The 21135-nt window shown below is 37.2% G+C and carries 16 protein-coding genes; all 16 read left to right on the top strand.

All coding sequences use genetic code 11. The features are described from left to right. Positions 1-12 precede the first annotated feature (12 nt). The 16 genes from topA (at position 13) to PYW36_RS07255 (ending at position 21048) form a co-directional block, all read left to right on the top strand. Positions 13-2082, top strand: coding sequence for a type I DNA topoisomerase (gene topA, locus PYW36_RS07330; RefSeq protein WP_037573320.1), 2070 nt, complete (start codon positions 13-15; stop codon positions 2080-2082). A 12-nt stretch (positions 2083-2094) separates the two neighbouring features. Continuing rightward, entirely contained in the window at positions 2095-3399 is a 1305-nt protein-coding gene (trmFO, locus tag PYW36_RS07325) for an FADH(2)-oxidizing methylenetetrahydrofolate--tRNA-(uracil(54)-C(5))-methyltransferase TrmFO (RefSeq protein ID WP_037573322.1), read from the top strand. A gap of 121 nt (positions 3400-3520) precedes the next feature. Further along, on the top strand, positions 3521-4411 hold the full coding sequence (gene xerC / locus PYW36_RS07320) for a tyrosine recombinase XerC (RefSeq protein WP_037573324.1): 891 nt from the start codon (positions 3521-3523) through the stop codon (positions 4409-4411). Positions 4412-4416: 5 nt separating this feature from the next. Continuing rightward, positions 4417-4959 carry an ATP-dependent protease subunit HslV gene (gene hslV, locus PYW36_RS07315; RefSeq protein ID WP_037573327.1) on the top strand — a complete coding sequence of 181 codons (543 nt, stop codon included), beginning with the start codon at positions 4417-4419 and terminating at the stop codon, positions 4957-4959. A gap of 16 nt (positions 4960-4975) precedes the next feature. Then, complete coding sequence (hslU, locus tag PYW36_RS07310) at positions 4976-6385, top strand: ATP-dependent protease ATPase subunit HslU (RefSeq protein WP_103159285.1); 1410 nt, start codon at positions 4976-4978, stop codon at positions 6383-6385. A 14-nt stretch (positions 6386-6399) separates the two neighbouring features. Next, positions 6400-7173 carry a GTP-sensing pleiotropic transcriptional regulator CodY gene (codY, locus tag PYW36_RS07305; protein WP_037573333.1) on the top strand — a complete coding sequence of 258 codons (774 nt, stop codon included), beginning with the start codon at positions 6400-6402 and terminating at the stop codon, positions 7171-7173. A gap of 161 nt (positions 7174-7334) precedes the next feature. Further along, a complete protein-coding gene (gene rpsB, locus PYW36_RS07300) occupies positions 7335-8123 on the top strand; it encodes a 30S ribosomal protein S2 (RefSeq protein WP_037573336.1) in 789 nt (262 codons plus the stop codon). Between the two features lie 214 nt (positions 8124-8337). Continuing rightward, positions 8338-9219: a translation elongation factor Ts gene (gene tsf, locus PYW36_RS07295; protein WP_172458446.1), complete on the top strand. Its 882-nt coding sequence runs from the start codon at positions 8338-8340 to the stop codon at positions 9217-9219. 153 nt (positions 9220-9372) lie between these two features. After that, a complete protein-coding gene (gene pyrH, locus PYW36_RS07290; RefSeq protein WP_037573342.1) occupies positions 9373-10095 on the top strand; it encodes a UMP kinase in 723 nt (240 codons plus the stop codon). A gap of 19 nt (positions 10096-10114) precedes the next feature. Then, entirely contained in the window at positions 10115-10669 is a 555-nt protein-coding gene (gene frr / locus PYW36_RS07285) for a ribosome recycling factor (RefSeq protein ID WP_037573344.1), read from the top strand. Positions 10670-10818: 149 nt separating this feature from the next. Further along, positions 10819-11580 (top strand): undecaprenyl pyrophosphate synthase, encoded by a 762-nt coding sequence (locus tag PYW36_RS07280; RefSeq protein WP_037573351.1) that lies wholly within the window; start codon positions 10819-10821, stop codon positions 11578-11580. A 13-nt stretch (positions 11581-11593) separates the two neighbouring features. Beyond that, entirely contained in the window at positions 11594-12373 is a 780-nt protein-coding gene (locus tag PYW36_RS07275; RefSeq protein WP_037573352.1) for a phosphatidate cytidylyltransferase, read from the top strand. A 15-nt stretch (positions 12374-12388) separates the two neighbouring features. Then, on the top strand, positions 12389-13519 hold the full coding sequence (locus PYW36_RS07270; protein WP_103159295.1) for a 1-deoxy-D-xylulose-5-phosphate reductoisomerase: 1131 nt from the start codon (positions 12389-12391) through the stop codon (positions 13517-13519). 6 nt (positions 13520-13525) lie between these two features. Further along, the gene (rseP, locus tag PYW36_RS07265) at positions 13526-14806 is read left to right on the top strand and encodes an RIP metalloprotease RseP (RefSeq protein WP_037573354.1); all 1281 of its coding nucleotides are present in this window, start codon (positions 13526-13528) and stop codon (positions 14804-14806) included. 27 nt (positions 14807-14833) lie between these two features. Further along, positions 14834-16540 (top strand): proline--tRNA ligase, encoded by a 1707-nt coding sequence (locus PYW36_RS07260; protein ID WP_103159287.1) that lies wholly within the window; start codon positions 14834-14836, stop codon positions 16538-16540. Between the two features lie 197 nt (positions 16541-16737). Further along, the gene (locus PYW36_RS07255) at positions 16738-21048 is read left to right on the top strand and encodes a PolC-type DNA polymerase III (RefSeq protein ID WP_103159288.1); all 4311 of its coding nucleotides are present in this window, start codon (positions 16738-16740) and stop codon (positions 21046-21048) included. Positions 21049-21135: the final 87 nt, after the last annotated feature.

Genomic DNA, 21135 nt, shown 5'->3' with positions numbered 1-21135 from the left:
GGGGGAACTGCTTTGGCAGATAATCTTGTCATTGTTGAATCGCCTGCAAAAGCTAAAACGATAGAAAAATATTTAGGAAAAAAATACAAAGTAATCGCATCCATGGGGCACGTACGAGACTTACCAAGAAGTCAAATGGGTGTTGATGTTGAACATGACTATGATCCTAAATATATTACAATACGCGGTAAAGGACCAGTCGTTAAAGACTTAAAAAGATATGCTAAAAAGGCGAAAAAAGTTTTTCTAGCTAGTGACCCCGACCGTGAAGGTGAAGCAATTGCATGGCATTTAGCACATATATTGGAATTAGAGGATAGTAAAGAAAATCGTGTCGTATTTAACGAAATCACTAAAGACGCAGTTAAAGAAAGTTTTAAACATCCAAGAGAAATCGAAATGAATCTTGTTGATGCCCAACAAGCACGACGTGTATTAGATCGTCTTGTAGGATATAATATTTCACCGGTATTATGGAAGAAAGTTAAAAAAGGCTTATCGGCAGGCCGTGTACAATCTGTGGCACTTAGATTAGTCATTGACCGTGAAAATGAAATTCGTAACTTTAAACCTGAGGAATATTGGTCTATTGAAGGAGAATTCCGACACAAAAAATCGAAATTCACAGCCAAGTTTCTTCATTATAAAGGGAAACCATTTAAGTTATCGACGAAAGATGATGTCGACATCATCACTAAAGCGTTGGATGGTAACGAATTTGAAGTATCCAACGTGACGAAAAAAGAAAAAACTCGTCGCCCGGCAAATCCGTTTACCACTTCTACATTACAACAAGAAGCCGCGCGCAAACTAAATTTTAAAGCCCGTAAAACGATGATGGTTGCGCAACAATTATATGAAGGTATCGATTTAAAACGTAAAGGAACTGTAGGATTAATCACCTATATGCGTACCGACTCTACTCGTATTTCTAAAGATGCGCAAGCTGAAGCTAAAAAATATATTCAATCTGAATATGGGGAAGCTTATTTAACGAAAGCTGTGTCGAAAGGAAAACAAGGTGACCAAGATGCGCACGAAGCGATTCGTCCAACTAGTACTTTACGTACGCCATCTGAGATGAAAGCATTTTTAACACGTGATCAGTATCGCTTGTACAAGCTAATTTGGGAACGCTTTGTTGCAAGCCAAATGGCACCCGCAATATTAGACACGGTTGCAGTTGATTTAACGCAAAATGATGTTAAATTTAGAGCTAATGGACAAACAATTAAATTTAAAGGCTTTATGACGCTTTACGTCGAAGCAAATGACGATAAAGATAAAGAAAAAGAAAATCGTTTACCTGAATTAAAAGTAGGCGATACAGCGCTCGCAACTAAAATTGATCCGGCGCAGCATTTTACCCAACCGCCACCTCGATACACTGAAGCTCGTCTTGTTAAAACACTTGAAGAATTAAAAATTGGTCGTCCATCAACTTATGCGCCAACGATTGATACAATTCAAAAGAGAAATTATGTTAAAAATGAAAGTAAGCGCTTTGTTCCGACTGAACTCGGTGAAATCGTTCATGAACAGGTAAAAGATTATTTCCCTGAAATCATTGATGTTGATTTTACTGTGAACATGGAAACACTGCTCGATAAAATAGCAGATGGAGACATTGCATGGAAAAAAGTAGTCAGTGACTTTTATAACAGTTTTAAACAAGATGTTGAGCGCGCTGAATCTGAAATGGAAAAAATCGAAATTAAAGATGAACCTGCAGGCGAAGATTGTGAAAAATGTGGTAGTCCAATGGTCATCAAAATGGGTCGATATGGAAAGTTTATGGCATGTTCGAACTTTCCGGACTGCCGAAATACTAAAGCTATCGTGAAACCTATAGGAGTAAAATGTCCTACATGTAAGGAAGGCGACGTCGTCGAACGTAAATCAAAGAAAAATCGAATTTTCTATGGTTGTAGTCGCTATCCTGAATGTGAATTTGTGACGTGGGATAAACCCGTAGGACGAGATTGTCCAAAATGTAATCATTATTTAGTAGAGTCGAAAAAAGGACGCAGTTCGCAAGTCGTTTGCTCTAACTGTGATTATAAAGAAGAAGTACAAAAATAAGGAGGAAATCGTATGACGACAGTGAATGTCATCGGGGCAGGTTTAGCGGGTTCAGAAGCAGCTTTTCAATTAGCGGAAAGAGGTATTGCTGTTAATTTATACGAAATGCGACCTGTCAAACAAACACCAGCACATCATACAGATAAATTTGCTGAGCTTGTTTGTTCAAATTCATTAAGAGGGAATGCATTAACGAATGCAGTGGGTGTTTTAAAAGAAGAGATGCGCCGCCTTGATTCGTTAATTATTGCTGCTGCTGATAACGCACGTGTACCGGCAGGAGGGGCATTAGCCGTAGATCGTCATGATTTTTCGGATTATGTGACTGATACAATCAAAAATCATCCTAATATTACAGTGAAAAATGAAGAAATTACAGACATTCCTGATGGCCCTACGATTATTGCGACGGGTCCGTTAACAACAGAGCCATTAGCAGAAAAAATCGTTGCTTTAACAGGTGAAGATCAACTGTATTTTTATGATGCAGCAGCTCCTATCATTGAAAAAGATTCAATTGATATGGATAAAGTCTATTTAAAATCAAGATATAATAAAGGGGAAGCCGCTTACCTAAACTGTCCGATGACAGAAGAGGAATTTAATCGCTTTTATGAAGCGGCGATGGCAGCTGAAGTAGCACCCGGCAAAGACTTTGAAAAAGAGAAATATTTTGAAGGATGTATGCCTTTTGAAGTCATGGCAAGCCGTGGACCCAAAACTTTATTGTTTGGCCCGATGAAACCCGTCGGTCTTGAAGATCCTAAAACTGGAAAACGTCCTTATGCTGTCGTGCAACTTAGACAAGATGACGCAGCTGGAACGTTATATAATATTGTTGGCTTTCAAACGCGTCTCAAATGGGGAGCCCAAAAAGAAGTCATTCAATTAATTCCAGGACTTGAAAATGTAGAGATTGTGCGCTACGGTGTCATGCATAGAAACACTTTCATCAATTCTCCAGAAGTATTATCAGAAACGTATGAGTTTAAAAATAAACCAAATCTCTTTTTTGCAGGTCAAATGACGGGGGTAGAAGGTTACGTTGAAAGTGCAGCCAGTGGTATGATTGCAGGAATTAACCTCGCACACCGCTTACTGGATAAAGAGGATGCGATTTTCCCTCGTGAGACGATGCTAGGAAGTATGGCCTATTATATTTCTCATGCGAATAATAATAAGAATTTCCAACCGATGAATGCCAATTTTGGTTTAGTGCCCGCGCTTGACGAACGCATCAAAGATAAAAAAGAGCGTTACGAAAAATTAGCCAACCGTGCATTAACGTATTTAGATTATTTTAAAAAGACATTATAAAAGATAAAAAAATAAATTGGCAAAATAAGCAAAATTTAGATTACTACGAAAATTCACAGTATAATCTATGCAGTTCCCTTCATCATTATGCTACAATGCTAATGATGGAGGGGTTTTTACTTTGGAACATATCCAACGCCTGTTTTTACTTATGTTAAAGCGAGAACGTTTTTTTTCAGAACATACATTAAAAGCTTATGAAGATGATTTAATTCAGTTCAACCAATTTTTACAACAAGAACAATTATCATTACGAGAATTTGAATATAGAGATGCGAGAAACTATCTTGCAATGCTTTATAACCAAGGGTTACAAAGAACAACGGTTTCGCGGAAAATTTCAACGCTGCGTACGTTTTATCATTTTTGGATGACCCAAGATGATACGATTGTAAATCCTTTCGTTCAGCTCGTGCATCCGAAAAAAGAAACGTATTTACCTACATTTTTTTATTCTGAAGAAATGGAAGCATTATTTAAAACGGTACAGGAAGATCCGAAAAAAGGGAGACGCGATCGCGTGATACTTGAGATTTTATATGCGACAGGTATCCGTGTATCAGAATTAGTTGATTTAAATATTTCGGATGTAGATTTGAATATGTGTGTGTTAAAAGTGATGGGGAAAGGTAGTAAAGAACGTATCGTCCCTTTTGGAGAGTTTTGCAAGCAAAGTATCGAAGACTATCTTAACCACTTTCAACCTATACAGAACGCCACACATGGTAAATTAATAGTGAACTTAAAGGGTGAACCTGTGACAGCTCGTGGCGTCCGTTATATTTTGAATGAAATCGTTAAACGGACTGCGGGAGTTTCATCTATACATCCTCATAAATTGCGACATACGTTTGCAACACATATGCTAGATGCAGGCGCAGATTTGAGGACCGTTCAAAGTTTACTAGGGCATGTTAATTTATCAACAACAAGTCGTTATACACATGTGTCAAATCAACGTTTACGAAGTGTTTACTTAAATGCACATCCTCGTGCTAGAAAAGGAGAGTAGTTTTTATGAGTTCATCAATTCATGCGACAACAATTTATGCAGTGAGACATAATGGAAGTGCCGCGATGGCTGGCGATGGCCAAGTGACGCTCGGCGAACAAGTCATTATGAAGCAAACTGCTAAAAAAGTAAGACGGTTATATCAAGGTCGTGTCATTGCAGGTTTTGCTGGGAGTGTTGCTGATGCATTCACATTATTTGAAAAGTTCGAAGGGAAATTGCAACAATATAGTGGCAACCTAGAACGTGCAGCGGTTGAGCTCGCTAAAGAATGGCGCGGTGATAAACAATTACGTCAACTTGAAGCTATGTTAATTGTTATGGATAAAGATCATATTTTAGTGGTCAGTGGGACAGGTGAAGTTATCGCCCCAGATGATGACTTAATTGCAATTGGTTCAGGCGGCAATTACGCATTGAGCGCTGGACGTGCATTAAAACGACATGCCACGCATTTATCAGCTAAAGAAATGGCTTACGAAAGTTTAAAAGTCGCCGCTGATATTTGTGTGTTTACTAATGACCATATTACGGTCGAAGAATTATAACGGAGGTTCAAAATTTATGGATCAAAATGCCATTAAGTATACCCCAAAAGAAATTGTGACGAAATTAAACGAATTTATTATCGGGCAAGACGAAGCGAAGAAAAAAGTGGCGATCGCTTTAAGAAATCGCTATCGTCGAAGTCTTTTAGCGGACGAAGTTAAACAAGAAATTGCACCTAAAAATATTTTAATGATGGGCCCTACCGGAGTGGGTAAAACAGAAATCGCCCGTAGAATGGCAAAAATCGTGGGGGCACCTTTCATTAAAGTTGAAGCTACGAAATTTACTGAAGTGGGTTATGTGGGTCGCGATGTTGAAAGTATGGTTCGTGATTTAGTTGATGTTGCGGTGCGTCTTGTGAAAGAAGAAAAGAAAAGTGCAGTTAAAGAGGAAGCGACAAGAAAAGCGAACGAACGCTTAGTGAAATTGTTAGTTCCAAGCATTAAGAAAAAAGCAAATCAATCAAGTAGTAATCCTTTAGAATCTCTTTTTGGAGGGGCCATTCCTAATTTTGGCCAACAACAAGATGAAGAGGAAGAACCGCCAACAGAAGAAATTAAAACGAAACGTTCTGATATTAAAGAACAACTACAAAAAGGTCAGCTTGAAAATGAAAAAGTGCGCATCAAAGTTGAACAAGATCCAGGCGCTTTGGGCATGCTAGGGAATCAGCAAAATGAACAAATGCAAGAAATGATGAATCAATTAATGCCTAAGAAAAAAGTAGAAAAAGAAGTTCCAGTGAAAACAGCACGTAAAATTTTAATAGACGAATATGCTGAAGAAATGATTGATCACGAAACAGCGAATCAAGAAGCACTTGAACTTGCTGAACAAATGGGAATAATATTCATTGATGAAATCGATAAAGTAGCCACAAACAGTCAAAATAGTGGCGGTCAAGATGTTTCAAGACAAGGGGTTCAACGTGATATCTTGCCTATTCTTGAAGGTAGCATGATTCGCACGAAATATGGTACGGTTAGTACTGAACATATGTTATTTATCGGAGCAGGTGCTTTTCATGTTTCGAAACCGAGTGATTTAATTCCTGAACTTCAGGGTCGATTCCCAATTCGTGTCGAACTTGAAAGTCTTACAGTTGAAGATTTCATTAAAATTTTGAAAGAACCTAAACTTTCTTTAATCAAACAATATGAAATGTTGCTTGAAACAGAAGAAGTCACTGTGAATTTCACAGATGAAGCGATTGAACGTTTGGCAGAAATGGCTTTTCATGTTAATCAAGAAACAGATAACATTGGTGCAAGACGATTACACACTATTTTAGAAAAAATGTTAGAAGATTTATCATTTGAGGCACCGAATATGCCAAATGCACATGTGGATATCACACCACAATATGTTGATGAAAAACTAAAAACGATTTCAACGAATAAAGATTTAAGTGAATTCATTTTATAAAAAGGAGAAGTGACATGGGTTTATTATCTAAGACGAGAGAACTAAGTAGCTTATTACAAAAACATAAAGGTATTTCAGTTGATTTTAAAGATGTAGCGCAAACTATCAGTAAAGTAACAGTAACGAACGTTTTTATTGTTTCTAGAAGAGGTAAAATTTTAGGGTCGAATTTAAACGAACTACTAAAAAACGAACGTATTATTAAAATGCTTGAGGAACGCCATATTCCTGATGAATATACAAGCAAATTGATGAATGTGCATGAGACATCATCAAATATTAAAATTGATAATGAACTTTCAGTATTCCCTCCAGAAAATGAAGACTTGTTTAAAAATTCTAGAACGACAATCTTCCCAATTATTGGAGGAGGAGAACGATTGGGGACATTAGTACTTGGTCGTGTCGCTAATGATTTCGGTGAAAATGATTTAGTTTTAGGAGAGTATGCAGCGACAGTCATTGGTATGGAAATTTTACGTGAAAAGCATAATGAAATTGAATCACAAGCACGTGATAAAGCGGCGATTTCTATGGCGATTAATTCATTATCTTATTCAGAAAAAGAAGCGATTGATCACATCTTTGAAGAATTAGGTGGCAAAGAAGGATTGTTAATTGCTTCAAAAGTTGCAGATCGTGTTGGGATTACGCGTTCAGTGATTGTGAATGCTTTACGTAAACTCGAAAGTGCGGGTGTCATTGAATCTCGATCGCTAGGTATGAAGGGAACATTCATTAAAGTGAAAAAAGAAGCGTTTTTAGATGAACTCAAACGTGCTGAATAATAAATATAAGTTGCATAGAAAAATCTTTTGTGATATATTTATATGCGGCTATGAGAAAGTCAAAACACACACATGAAGCCAAAACACGAATGGGTGCGACATTTCGTCGTGTTTGTGTTAGCGCATGTGGAGGATATTAACCAATAGGAGGAATTTTAATCATGGCAGTAATTTCAATGAAACAATTACTTGAAGCTGGTGTTCACTTCGGTCATCAAACACGCCGTTGGAACCCAAAAATGAAAAAGTACATCTTCACTGAGAGAAATGGTATTTATATCATCGACTTACAAAAAACAGTGAAAAAGGTAGAAGAAGCTTATAACTTCATTAAACAAGTATCTGAAGAAGGCGGTAAAGTCTTATTCGTAGGTACAAAAAAACAAGCACAAGAGTCAGTGAAAGCTGAAGCTGAACGTGCAGGACATTTCTACGTTAACCAAAGATGGTTAGGTGGAATTTTAACAAACTACAAAACGATTTCTAAACGTGTAAAACGTATTTCTGAAATTGAAAAAATGGAAGAAGACGGTACATTCGACGTACTTCCTAAAAAAGAAGTTGTAGAACTTAAAAAAGAATATGACCGTTTAATTAAATTCTTAGGCGGTATTCGTGATATGAAATCAATGCCTCAAGCATTATTCGTTGTTGACCCTCGTAAAGAGCGTAACGCGATTGCTGAAGCACGTAAATTAAACATTCCAATCGTGGGTATTGTTGATACAAACTGTGATCCAGACGAAATCGACTACGTTATTCCAGCAAACGACGATGCGATTCGTGCCGTTAAATTATTAACTGGTAAAATGGCAGATGCTATTTTAGAAGGTCAACAAGGTGTATCAAACGATGAAGTTGCTGCAGAGCAAAACATCGATTTAAACGAAGAAGAAGCAACTGAAAAATCTTCAACTGAAGAAACAGAAGAAACTGTTGAGTCTAAATAAATAGAATCTTAAAATGAGGGACAGCTGAACATTTTCAATAATTTGATTTTCTTCGTCTGTCCTGTCATAGTGGTGATGAATATAGTGATTTAAATATCATTTAACACGTACCATTTTGAATTTTAAGAATGAAAGCATTTTAAGGGACTAGGACAAACAAGATGTCCCAGCCCCTTTTTTTAAAATACAATAATGAAATAATATTGGAGGAATAGTGATGGCAATTTCAGCTAAACTTGTTAAAGAATTACGTGAAAAAACTGGCGCGGGTATGATGGATTGTAAAAAAGCGCTACAAGAAACAGATGGTGACATCGATAAAGCAATTGACTACTTACGTGAAAAAGGTATTGCTAAAGCAGCGAAAAAAGCAGACCGTATTGCAGCAGAAGGTATTACACATGTTGAAGTTAAAGGTAACGAAGCGGTTATCGTTGAAATCAACTCTGAAACAGACTTCGTTGCACGTAACGAAGGTTTCCAACAGTTAGTTAAAGAAATTGCTAACCAAATCCTTGAAACGAAAGCTGAATCTGTTGAAGCGTTAAATGAATCAACATTACCAAATGGTAAAAAAGTTTCTGAACATATGAACGAAGCGATTTCAACAATTGGTGAAAAATTAAGCTTACGTCGTTTCGCACTTCGCACTAAAACTGACAACGATGCATTTGGTGCTTACTTACACATGGGTGGACGTATTGGTGTGCTTTCAGTTGTTGAAGGTACAACTGACGAAGAAGCAGCTAAAGACGTAGCAATGCACATTGCAGCGATTAACCCTAAATATGTTTCTTCTGACCAAGTAAGTGAAGAAGAAATCAATCACGAAAGAGAAGTATTAAAACAACAAGCATTAAATGAAGGTAAACCTGAAAACATCGTTGAAAAAATGGTTGAAGGTCGTTTGCGTAAATATTTACAAGAAATTTGTGCTGTTAACCAAGACTTCGTTAAAAACCCAGATCAAACTGTTGAAGAATTCCTTAAATCAAAAGGTGGTCAATTAGTGGACTTCGTACGTTATGAAGTAGGTGAAGGTTTAGAAAAACGTGAAGAAAACTTTGCTGACGAAGTTAAAGGACAAATGAAATAATAGACACGGTTTAGTATGAGAAAGAAGACACCATTTGTGTCCTCCTTTACATGACTTCAATTCATGGTTATTGAAGCCGTGTGTAAGGAAGATGCCTCGTGTGTCTTCTTTACTTGTATTGTTTTACATAAAACGAATAGAGAGGTTATTATAATGACTGAAACTTCAAAATATAAGCGTGTAGTTTTGAAACTAAGTGGTGAAGCATTAGCAGGGGACAAAGGCTTTGGAATAAATCCAATGATTATTAAAAGCATTGCTCAGCAAGTTGCTGAAGTGGCAAAAATGGATACAGAAGTTGCTGTAATTGTAGGTGGCGGCAATATTTGGCGTGGTAAAACGGGTAGCGATTTAGGAATGGATCGTGGTACTGCGGATTATATGGGTATGCTTGCAACAGTGATGAATGCTTTAGCGCTACAAGACAGCTTAGAACAACTTGATTGTGATACTCGAGTATTAACGTCAATTGAAATGAAACAAGTCGCAGAACCTTACATCCGTCGACGTGCCATTAGACATTTAGAGAAGAAACGTGTCGTTATTTTTGCAGCAGGAATCGGAAATCCATACTTCTCAACAGATACAACTGCCGCATTAAGAGCAGCTGAAGTCGAAGCAGATGTCATTTTAATGGGTAAAAACAATGTTGATGGTGTTTATTCTGCAGACCCTAAAGTTGATCCAAATGCTAAAAAATATGATCGTTTAACTTACTTACAGTTGTTACAAGAAGGCTTACAAGTCATGGATTCTACAGCCTCTTCATTCTGTATGGATAACAATATCCCGTTAAATGTCTTCTCAATTATGGAAGAAGGGAACATTAAACGTGCTGTTCTAGGAGAAGAAATCGGCACAATTATTACAAAATAATTTTAGAGGTGACTATCTTATGAGTGGAATTATTCAAGATACAAAATCACGCATGCAAAAATCTATCGAGAATTTATCTCGTGAACTAGCTCAAATCAATGCTGGACGTGCAAACTCCAATTTATTGTCAGGTGTAAACGTTGATTATTATGGCGCACCAACACCGGTACAACAATTGGCAAGTATTAGTGTGCCAGAAGCACGTTTATTGGTCATTTCTCCTTATGATAAAACATCATTAGGTGATATTGAAAAAGCCATTTATGCAGCAAACTTAGGTGTCACACCTACAAGTGATGGCGAAGTAATTCGTATTACTGTACCGGCGCTTACTGAGGAACGTCGTAAAGAGATTGTCAAAGAAGTTAAAAAGACAGGTGAAAATGCGAAAGTTTCTGTACGTAATATTCGTCGCGATGCAAATGATACATTGAAAAAACAAGAAAAAGACGGAGACATCACTGAAGATGAATTACGTTCTGGTTCTGACGATGTTCAAAAAGTAACAGACGAATCAATTAAACAAATTGATCAATTAGTTACTGAAAAAGAAAAGGACATTATGTCTGTATAATTCATTTGCAAAACTGTACCGAATCAGACTTTGGTACAGTTTTTTTCTTTGTGATTTAATGAGTGATTTGAGTGTGATAAAATGATAAATAATTGTACTTTTTAATGACTATAATAAAATGAGACGCAATTAGGCTCGGAGGAACTCGCATGTTTAAGAAATTTAAAAACAAAGAAGAACAATCATCTCAAATCGATACTATAGATTTACATAATATACCAGAACATATTGCCATTATTATGGATGGTAATGGACGTTGGGCGAAACAACGTAAAATGCCTAGAATTAAAGGACATTATCAAGGAATGCAAACTATTAAAACGATCACACGTGCAGCAAATGATTTAAACGTTAAATATTTAACGCTTTACGCATTTTCAACAGAGAATTGGTCACGTCCTGAAGAAGAAGTTAACTATATCATGGGGTTACCCGTTAATTTTTTAAATACATTTTTACCGGAACTTATTGAAAAAAATGTAAAAGTTGAGACCATCGGTTTTATCGACCAGTTGCCCCAAAAAACAATTCAAGCGATTGAAGAGGCCAAACAAAAAACTGCACAAAACACAGGATTAACACTGATCTTCGCCATCAATTATGGTGGACGCGCTGAAATTATTTCTGGAATGAAGGCATTATTTCAAGAGATGAGAACTGCTGACGAGGCTGCAATTGAAGCCATTGATGAAACACAATTTCAAAAATATTTAATGACAAGTCATTACCCTGATCCTGAATTACTTATTCGCACATCAGGTGAACAACGTATTAGTAATTTCTTAATTTGGCAATTATCATACAGTGAATTTATTTTTAATTCAAAAATGTGGCCAGATTTTGATGCGCAAGAATTGATAGAATGTATTAAAACATATCAATCTCGACAAAGACGTTTTGGGGGATTGTAGATAGGAGAAGATTATGAAGGTTAGAACGATTACAACGATTGTTGCGTTAATCGTATTTCTCCCTATTTTACTTATTGGGGGAACAACGTGGATGCTGTTTACATCCATTCTTGCTTTAATTGCACTAAAAGAATTGTTGAATATGAACCGTATACAGTTGCTTTCGATTCCGGGATTCATCAGTGCTCTTGCTTTAGTGCTGATTTTGTTGCCACAAGATATCACTTGGGTCCCCGTATTACAACAAAAATCGTTAATTGCTTTAAGTTTTATTTTATTAAGTTATACAGTGATGTCTAAAAATAGATTTAGTTTTATGGATTCCGCATTTTGCCTCATGTCTGTCGCCTATGTAGGGATTGGTTTTATGTATTTTTATGAAACACGAGAAGCTGGACTCCATTATATTTTATTTGGTTTGTTGATTGTTTGGTTAACGGATACAGGGGCTTACCTTTTTGGACGTTCATTTGGTAAACACAAATTATGGCCTGTCATTAGCCCTAATAAAACGGTGGAAGGTTTTATTGGTGGATTATTGTGTAGCTTACTAGTGCCATTAGCATTTATGTTTTTCGTGCCTTTTGACTATAGTATGATTTGGGTACTTGTAATGACGGTCGTCTTAAGTGCATTCGGTCAGCTCGGTGACCTCGTTGAATCAGGTTTTAAACGTCACTTTGGCGTAAAAGATTCTGGTCGCTTATTACCAGGACACGGCGGGATTTTAGACCGATTTGATAGTTTTATGTTCGTGTTACCATTAATGTATCTTTTCTTAATTCAAATGTAAGGTGAAGTGAAAATGATGAAAAATATTGCAATATTAGGCGCTTCTGGCTCGATTGGTACACAGGCGATTGATGTCATCGAACGTCATCCTAATGAATTTAAACTTGTTGCCTTTACAGTAGGTAAAAATATTGAGTACGCAAAAAAAGTATTAAAGACCCATCAACCAGACATCATTGCCGTACAAAATTCTGAAGATGTGACGTATTTTTCCGAGTATAATATTAAAGTTGTTTCCGGAAGGGAAGGGCTAATTGAAGTTGCTACTTATGAAAAAAATGATATTGTACTCAATTCATTATTAGGTAGTGTGGGATTAGAACCGACGATGCGTGCGATTGAGAAAGGCAAAGACATTGCCCTTGCGAATAAAGAGACACTTGTCGTCGCTGGAGAGCTTGTCATGACTCATGCGCGCAAATACAATGTGAATATTTTGCCGGTAGATTCAGAGCATGCGGCCATTTTCCAATGTTTAAATGGTGAAGATGAAAAGCAAATTAAAAAAGTGACAATAACTGCAAGTGGGGGTTCTTTCCGAGATTTATCACGTGATGCGTTAGAAAATGTGTCCGTTGAAGATGCGCTCAATCATCCGAACTGGTCTATGGGCCATAAAATTACCATTGATTCAGCAACAATGATGAATAAAGGTTTCGAAGTCATTGAGGCAAAATGGTTGTTTGATTTAGAAATTGAGCAAATTGAGACCATTTTACATAAAGAAAGTATTATTCATTCAATGGTTGAATTTGTTGATACAAGCGTAATGGCGCAGTTGGGTACACCGGACATGCGCATGCCGATTCAATATGCATTTACGTATCCTCATCGACTAAAACACGAGGCACCTTCGTTAAATTTAGCGGAAGTTGCACAGTTACATTTTAAAGCAATGGATTTTGATCGTTATCGTTGTCTTCAATATGCGTATGACGCTATCCGTATCGGTGGTACGATGCCGGTAGTATTGAATGCTGTGAATGAAGTCGCTGTTGCTAAATTTTTAAATCGTGAAATTGGATTTTTAGACATAGAACGATTAATTAAAAAAGAGATGGATCAACATGAAGTGATTCACAATCCGTCACTTGAGCAAATTTTAGCGCTAGATGCGCATTATAAATCTAAAGAATACGAGGTGTAGTCATCTGTGTTTATAACCATTATTGCATTTATTTGTGTTTTTGGGTTACTTGTATCAGTGCATGAATATGGTCATATGTTGTTTGCAAAACGTGCGGGGATCATGTGCCCAGAATTTGCAATCGGGATGGGGCCAAAAATTTTAAGTTTTCGTAAAAACGAAACACTCTATACGATTCGTCTTTTGCCAGTCGGAGGTTATGTCCGAATGGCTGGCGATGGCATGGATGAAGCTCCAGTTGAACCAGGGATGCATGTCAAAGTGAAATTAAATGATCAAGATGAAATTACGCATATTATTTTAGATGATCAACATAAATTTCAACGTATGGAAGCGATGGAAGTTAAAAAAGTTGATTTTAACAAGGAACTGTATTTGGAAGGTATTATGGCTTATGATCAAGTACGCCACCATTATCCTATCGCTAAAAAAGCATTTTTTGTACAAAATGGAAGTTTAATCCAAATTGCACCAAGAGAACGTCAATTTGCCTATAAAAAACCTTATCAGAAATTTTTAACATTATTTGCTGGACCACTATTCAACTTTATTTTAGCGGCTGTTTTACTCGTAGGTCTCGCTTATTGGCAAGGGGCACCGACCAACAAAGTCGACCAAGTGGCACCTAATACGCCTGCTGCCCAGTTAGGACTTAAAAAGGGAGATGTCATAACTGAAATCAATGGGCACTCCACAGATAATCTACGAGATATTAAAAAAGAAATGAAAGCGACGAGTGGCGAAAAGACAACACTAAAATATGAACGTGACGGTAAAGTGCATTCAGAAACGTTTTCGCCTAAAAAACTCACGCAAAATTTAACTAAAACGAAAAAAGTGACAGAATATCAGTTAGGATTTGTACCTACCAAAGAAATATCTCCAATTGAGCCCTTAATCTTTGGATTAACTCAAACAGTAGAATTTGGAAAATTGATTTTCACGGCTGTTGTCGCCATGATTGGCAGTATTTTTACCGGACATTTTAGCTTTGATATGTTGAATGGGCCGGTGGGTATTTACAAAAATGTAGATACGGTCGTTAAAACAGGATTAATTACGTTAATCAACTTTACAGCAGTACTCAGTGTCAACCTTGGAATTATGAACTTATTACCAATCCCTGCCCTTGATGGTGGACGTATTTTATTCGTTTTATACGAAGCCATTTTTAGAAAGCCAGCGAACAAAAAAGCAGAAACTGCAATTGTCGCAGTTGGGGCCATCTTCGTTGTCATTATTATGGTTCTCGTCACATGGAACGACATTCAACGTTATTTCTTATAACGATGTATTAAGGAGGAGCAATAAAGGATGAAGCAATCAAAAGTATTTATACCCACTTTAAGAGAAGTTCCTGCTGAAGCTGAGGCAGTCAGTCATCAGTTATTATTAAAAGCAGGCTTAATTAAACAAAACGCAGCAGGTATTTACAGTTATTTACCGCTTGCAACACGTGTGTTACAAAATATCTCTGAAATTATTAGAGAAGAAATGGAACGTATTGATGCAGTTGAAGTGGTTATGCCAGTTTTACAGCAATCAGAACTTTGGAAAGAGTCAGGACGTTGGGAAGCTTATGGTCCTGAACTCATGCGTTTACACGATCGTAATGAAAGAGAATTCGCACTAGGGCCCACCCATGAAGAAGTCATCACTTCACTAGTGAGGGATGAATTACGTTCATATAAGCAATTGCCTTTAACATTGTTCCAAATTCAAACAAAATTCCGTGATGAGAAACGCCCACGTTTTGGTTTATTACGTGGACGTGAATTCATTATGAAAGATGCTTATTCATTTCATACTGATGAAGAATCACTAATGCAAACGTATCAAGATATGTACGATGCATACGGACGTATTTTTAAACGTGTCGGCTTAAATGTACGTCCTGTTGTTGCAGATTCAGGAGCTATTGGTGGGAATCATACGCATGAATTCCATGCGTTAAGTGCCATCGGTGAAGATACAATTGTATACAGTGATGAAAGTGATTACGCTGCAAATATTGAAAAAGCAGAAGTCCCTTACACGCCATCAAATGTGGAAAAAGCACCCATGCAACCACTTGAAAAAATAGCAACACCTCAAATAAAAACGGCTAAAGACTTAGCGACATTTTTAGACCGTCCTCTAGATCAAATTACAAAATCCATGATTTTTAAAGTTGAGGGTGAATTTGTACTTATTCTTGTTCGTGGCCATCATGAAATTAATGATGTGAAGTTAAAAGACTTCTTTAAGACAGACCAAGTCGAATTAGCCAACGATAATGACATTCGCAATTTACTCGGTGCATCACCAGGCTCATTAGGTCCTATTACTGATAAAGAGATTAAAGTGTATGCAGATCACTATGTCCAAGATTTATCTAATCTCGTTGTAGGGGCCAATGAAGACGACCATCACTATATTAATGCTAATATTGGCCGTGATTTTGAAGTGGAAGCCTATGGGGACTTTAGATTTATTTTAGAGGGTGAGCCTTTAAGTGGAGGCGCAGGCATTGCGAAATTTGCTGAAGGTATTGAAGTCGGCCAAGTATTTGTGTTAGGAAATAAATATTCTGAAGCCATGAACGCTACGGTACTCAACAATCAAGGTCGCGAACAAACATTGACGATGGGTTGTTATGGTATTGGTGTCTCTCGTACATTGAGTGCGATTATTGAACAACATCATGATGAAAATGGGATTATTTGGCCTAAGGCTGTTACACCATATGATATTCATGTCATCTCGGTGAATCCTAAAAAAGAAGATCAACGTGAACTGGCAGATCAAATTTACAATCAATTTAACGATGATTACAAAGTGCTTTACGATGACCGTCAAGAACGCGCAGGTGTCAAATTCAATGATGCGGATTTAATTGGCTTACCTTTGCGCATTGTCGTGGGTAAAAATGCGAGCGACGGTATCGTCGAAGTCAAACGTCGTGATAATGGTGAAAAAGAAGATGTACACGTAGATGATTTAGCGAGTTACATCTCAAAATTATACGAACAAATTCAATAACAGTTTGATATAAAATTTGATATAATGTTAATGGATGATGTCAAATGGAGGCTATGACGTCCCATTTGAACGAACATTGTAAATAGCAAGGTGAGACGACGAAATCAGGATAATCCCTGATTTATCGTCTCACTTTTATTTATTCTAAAAGACGAAAACGTTCTTGCATTGAGCGTAAATAAGGTGGTTTATATATCGTGGCATTACAGAATCATGAAAAATTTAAGATTCTACTTCAACAATTGAATTTAACGACACATTTAGATGAAACCATTGTCGAAGAAGGTGAATTAACACGGGTCGATGTTTCTGAAAAAAAACGTTCATGGACCTTCCATATTGTATTACCTTATTTTTTGAAATATGAAGACTATTTAATTTTTATGAATGCAATGGCTGAAGCTTTTAAGGATATCGCAACAGTGGACGCCCAATTTCAAATTAAAGATACCTCAGGCCAAGATGAACGACTTTTAAAATATTTTTCTAGCTGTATCGATAAAACAAAGCTTTCACCAAAAGTTAAAGGACAACTGAAACAGAAGAAAATTATGATGTCAGGCTCTGTCGTAAAAGTGCTCGTTCAAAACGATGTTGAACGTAACCATTTTGATAAAGCGTGCAACGGCAGTTTATTGAAGGCATTAAAAAATTGCGGCTTTGATATTTCCAAAGTCATTTTTGAAACGGATGAACAAGGCCATGATGATGACTTAGCCTCCTTAGAAGCACATATTCAACAAGAAGATGAACAAAGTGCTCGAGAAGCCACTTCTAAAATCGAAAAAATAAAAGAAGCCCGTCAAAAACAAGAAGAATCAGGAACGACAGTCGATAAATGTAAAATTGGTAAACCAATTCAAGTTGAAAACGTACGTCCAATTGAATCTATTATCGAAGAGGAATTCAAGGTTGCGATCGAAGGTGTCATTTTTGATATCAATATTAAAGAATTGAAAAGTGGACGGCATATTGTTGAGTTAAAAGTGACAGACTATACAGATTCACTTGTACTAAAGATGTTCACTCGTAAAAACAAAGATGATTTAGATCATTTTAAAGCTTTATCTGAAGGCAAATGGATACGTGCACAAGGGCGAATCGAGGAGGATATGTTCATTCGTGATCTTGTTATGATGATGTCAGACATTGAAGAAATTAAGCGGAGTCCAAAACAAGATAAAGCTGAAGAAAAACGTGTAGAGTTTCATTTGCATACTTCAATGAGTCAAATGGATGGAGTCTCTCATATTGGGGAATATGTTGCACAAGCTGCAAAATGGGGGCATGAAGCTATTGCAGTCACAGATCATAACGGAGTACAAGCCTTTCCAGATGCCCATGCTGCAGCAGAAAAAAATGGCATTAAAATGATTTATGGGATGGAAGGTATGCTCGTCGATGATGGGGTGCCCATTGCTTATAAACCGAAAGATGTCGCTTTAAAAGATGCGACGTATGTTGTCTTTGACGTGGAAACAACGGGTTTATCCAACCAATATGATAAAATTATCGAACTGGCTGCGGTTAAAGTTCAAAATGGTGAAATTATTGATAAATTTGAGCGCTTTAGTAATCCGCATGAAAAGTTAACAGAAACAATTAAAAATTTAACGCATATCAATGACGATATGTTAAAAGATGCACCAGAAATAAAAGAAGTTTTAACTGAGTTTAAAGAATGGGTGGGCGATGCGATATTTGTTGCCCATAACGCTTCCTTTGATATGGGCTTTATCGATACTGGATATGAACGCTTAGGATTTGGCCCTTCGGAAAATGGAGTCATTGATACGCTAGAACTTTCAAGAACGATTAATACGAGCTACGGTAAGCATGGGTTGAACTTTCTAGCTAAAAAATATGGTGTGGAACTTACGCAACACCATAGAGCGATATATGATACAGAAGCGACAGCATATATTTTCATCAAAATGCTCGGACAACTGAAAGAAAAAAATGTCCATTTCCATAAAGATATCAATCAATTTTTATCGAACGAAGATGCATATAAACGTGCACGACCACAACACGTTACCTTAATTGTGCAAAATCAAACAGGACTCAAAAACTTATTTAAAATTGTAAGTGCGTCGCTCGTTAAATATTATTACCGGACGCCGCGTATACCACGGTCATTACTAGATGAGCATCGTGAAGGTTTGTTAGTCGGTACAGCGTGTGATGAAGGTGAAGTATTTACTGCTGTGATGCAACGTGATCAATCGGAAGTTGAACGTATCGCGAAATATTATGATTATATTGAGGTCCAACCTCCAGCACTCTATCAAGATTTACTCGATCGTGAGTTAATTCGTGATCACGACACGTTAGAAGAAATATATGAGCGGATTTTAAAAGTTGGAGAAACGAATCAAATTCCAGTTATTGCAACTGGAAATGTGCATTATTTACATGAGCACGATGGGATTGCACGTCAAATTTTAATCGCTTCACAACCAGGGAATCCATTAAATCGTTCGACTTTACCTGAAGCGCATTTTAGAACAACGGATGAAATGTTAGATGCGTTTCACTTCCTCGGGGAAGACCGGGCAAAAACAATTGTCGTAGAGAACACGCGTGCTTTAGCTGAGCGTATTGAAAAGGTTGTGCCTATTAAAGATAAACTATTTACGCCGAATATGGACGGGGCTAATGAAGAAATACGTGAACTCAGTTACAATAATGCTAAAGCTTTATACGGTGAAGATTTACCCCAAATTGTTATTGATCGTCTCGAAAAAGAATTAGAAAGTATTATTGGTAATGGATTTGCGGTTATTTATTTAATCTCTCAACGGCTCGTTAAAAAGTCACTAGACGATGGTTATCTTGTAGGGTCCCGGGGTTCAGTAGGATCAAGTTTTGTTGCAACAATGACTGAAATTACTGAAGTGAACCCTTTACCACCGCACTATATATGTCCGAAATGTAAAAAAAGTGAGTTTTTTGATGACGGTTCCGTCGGTTCAGGCTTTGATTTACCAGATAAAACGTGTGAATGCGGTACAGAGATGATTAAAGAAGGACAAGACATCCCATTTGAAACCTTCCTTGGATTTAAAGGAGACAAAGTACCAGATATTGACTTGAACTTTAGTGGGGAATATCAACCACACGCGCATAACTATACCAAAGTTCTATTTGGAGAAGATAAAGTATTCCGTGCCGGAACTATTGGTACCGTCGCTGAAAAGACAGCATTCGGATTTGTGAAAGGCTATTTAAATGATCAAGGCATTCATAAACGGGGTGCTGAAGTAGACCGTTTAGTCAAAGGCTGTACAGGTGTCAAACGGACGACAGGCCAACATCCAGGTGGGATTATCGTTGTACCGGATTATATGGATATTTATGATTTTACACCGATACAATATCCTGCTGATGACCAGAGTGCTTCGTGGATGACGACGCATTTTGATTTCCATTCCATACACGATAATGTTTTGAAACTTGATATTCTTGGACACGATGATCCAACGATGATTCGTATGTTACAAGATCTGTCTGGTATCGATCCTAAAACCATTCCTGTAGATGATAAAGAAACGATGGGCATCTTCAGTTCCCCTGAAACATTAGGTGTTACAGAAGAACAAATTCTAGCTAAAACAGGAACTTATGGCGTGCCAGAATTTGGGACTGGATTCGTACGTCAAATGTTAGAAGACACGAAGCCAACCACATTCTCAGAACTTGTTCAAATTTCAGGTTTATCCCATGGAACGGATGTGTGGTTAGGCAATGCGCAAGAATTAGTCCGAAGTGGGACATGTACGCTTTCAAGTTGTATCGGATGTCGTGACGATATTATGGTTTATCTCATGTATGCTGGCTTAGAACCTTCACTTGCTTTTAAAATTATGGAATCTGTCCGTAAAGGGAAAGGATTAAGCGAAGAATGGGAACAAGTCATGACCGATAACGGCGTACCTGACTGGTATTTGGACTCATGTAAAAAAATCAAATACATGTTCCCGAAAGCCCACGCCGCAGCCTATGTATTAATGGCGGTACGTATTGCTTATTTCAAAGTCCATTATCCGCTATATTATTATGCAAGTTATTTTACGATTCGTGCGTCTGATTTTGATTTACTAACAATGGTTAAAGATAAAGATAGTATACGTAACACTGTTAAAGACATGTATGCGAAATATATGGACCTTGGTAAAAAAGAAAAAGATGTTTTGACCGTTCTTGAAATTGCGAATGAAATGGCACAACGTGGTTTTCGAATGCAACCAGTATCACTTGAAAAAAGTAAAGCATACGAATTTATTATCGAAGGAGATACTTTAATACCTCCATTCGTGGCAGTCCCTGGTCTAGGTGAAAACGTTGCAAAACGGATTGTCGAGGCGCGTGAAGAAGGACCGTTCTTATCAAAAGAAGATTTAAATAAAAAGGCTGGAGTTTCACAAAAAGTTATCGAATATTTAGATGATCTCGGTTCTTTACCGAATATGCCTGACAAAGCGCAACTTTCAATTTTTGATATGTAATAGAAGTCATTTGTAGGAACAGTGCGATTATGCTATAATAAACATGCTTATAAATTTGGACTCAAGGAGAAAGAGTGGGTATCACCC

Source organism: Staphylococcus chromogenes (assembly GCF_029024625.1).
In the GTDB taxonomy this organism is placed as follows: Bacteria; Bacillota; Bacilli; order Staphylococcales; family Staphylococcaceae; genus Staphylococcus; species Staphylococcus chromogenes.
The sequence above is the reverse complement of the archived record's forward strand: the minus strand, read 5'-3'. Positions and strand labels throughout refer to the sequence as shown.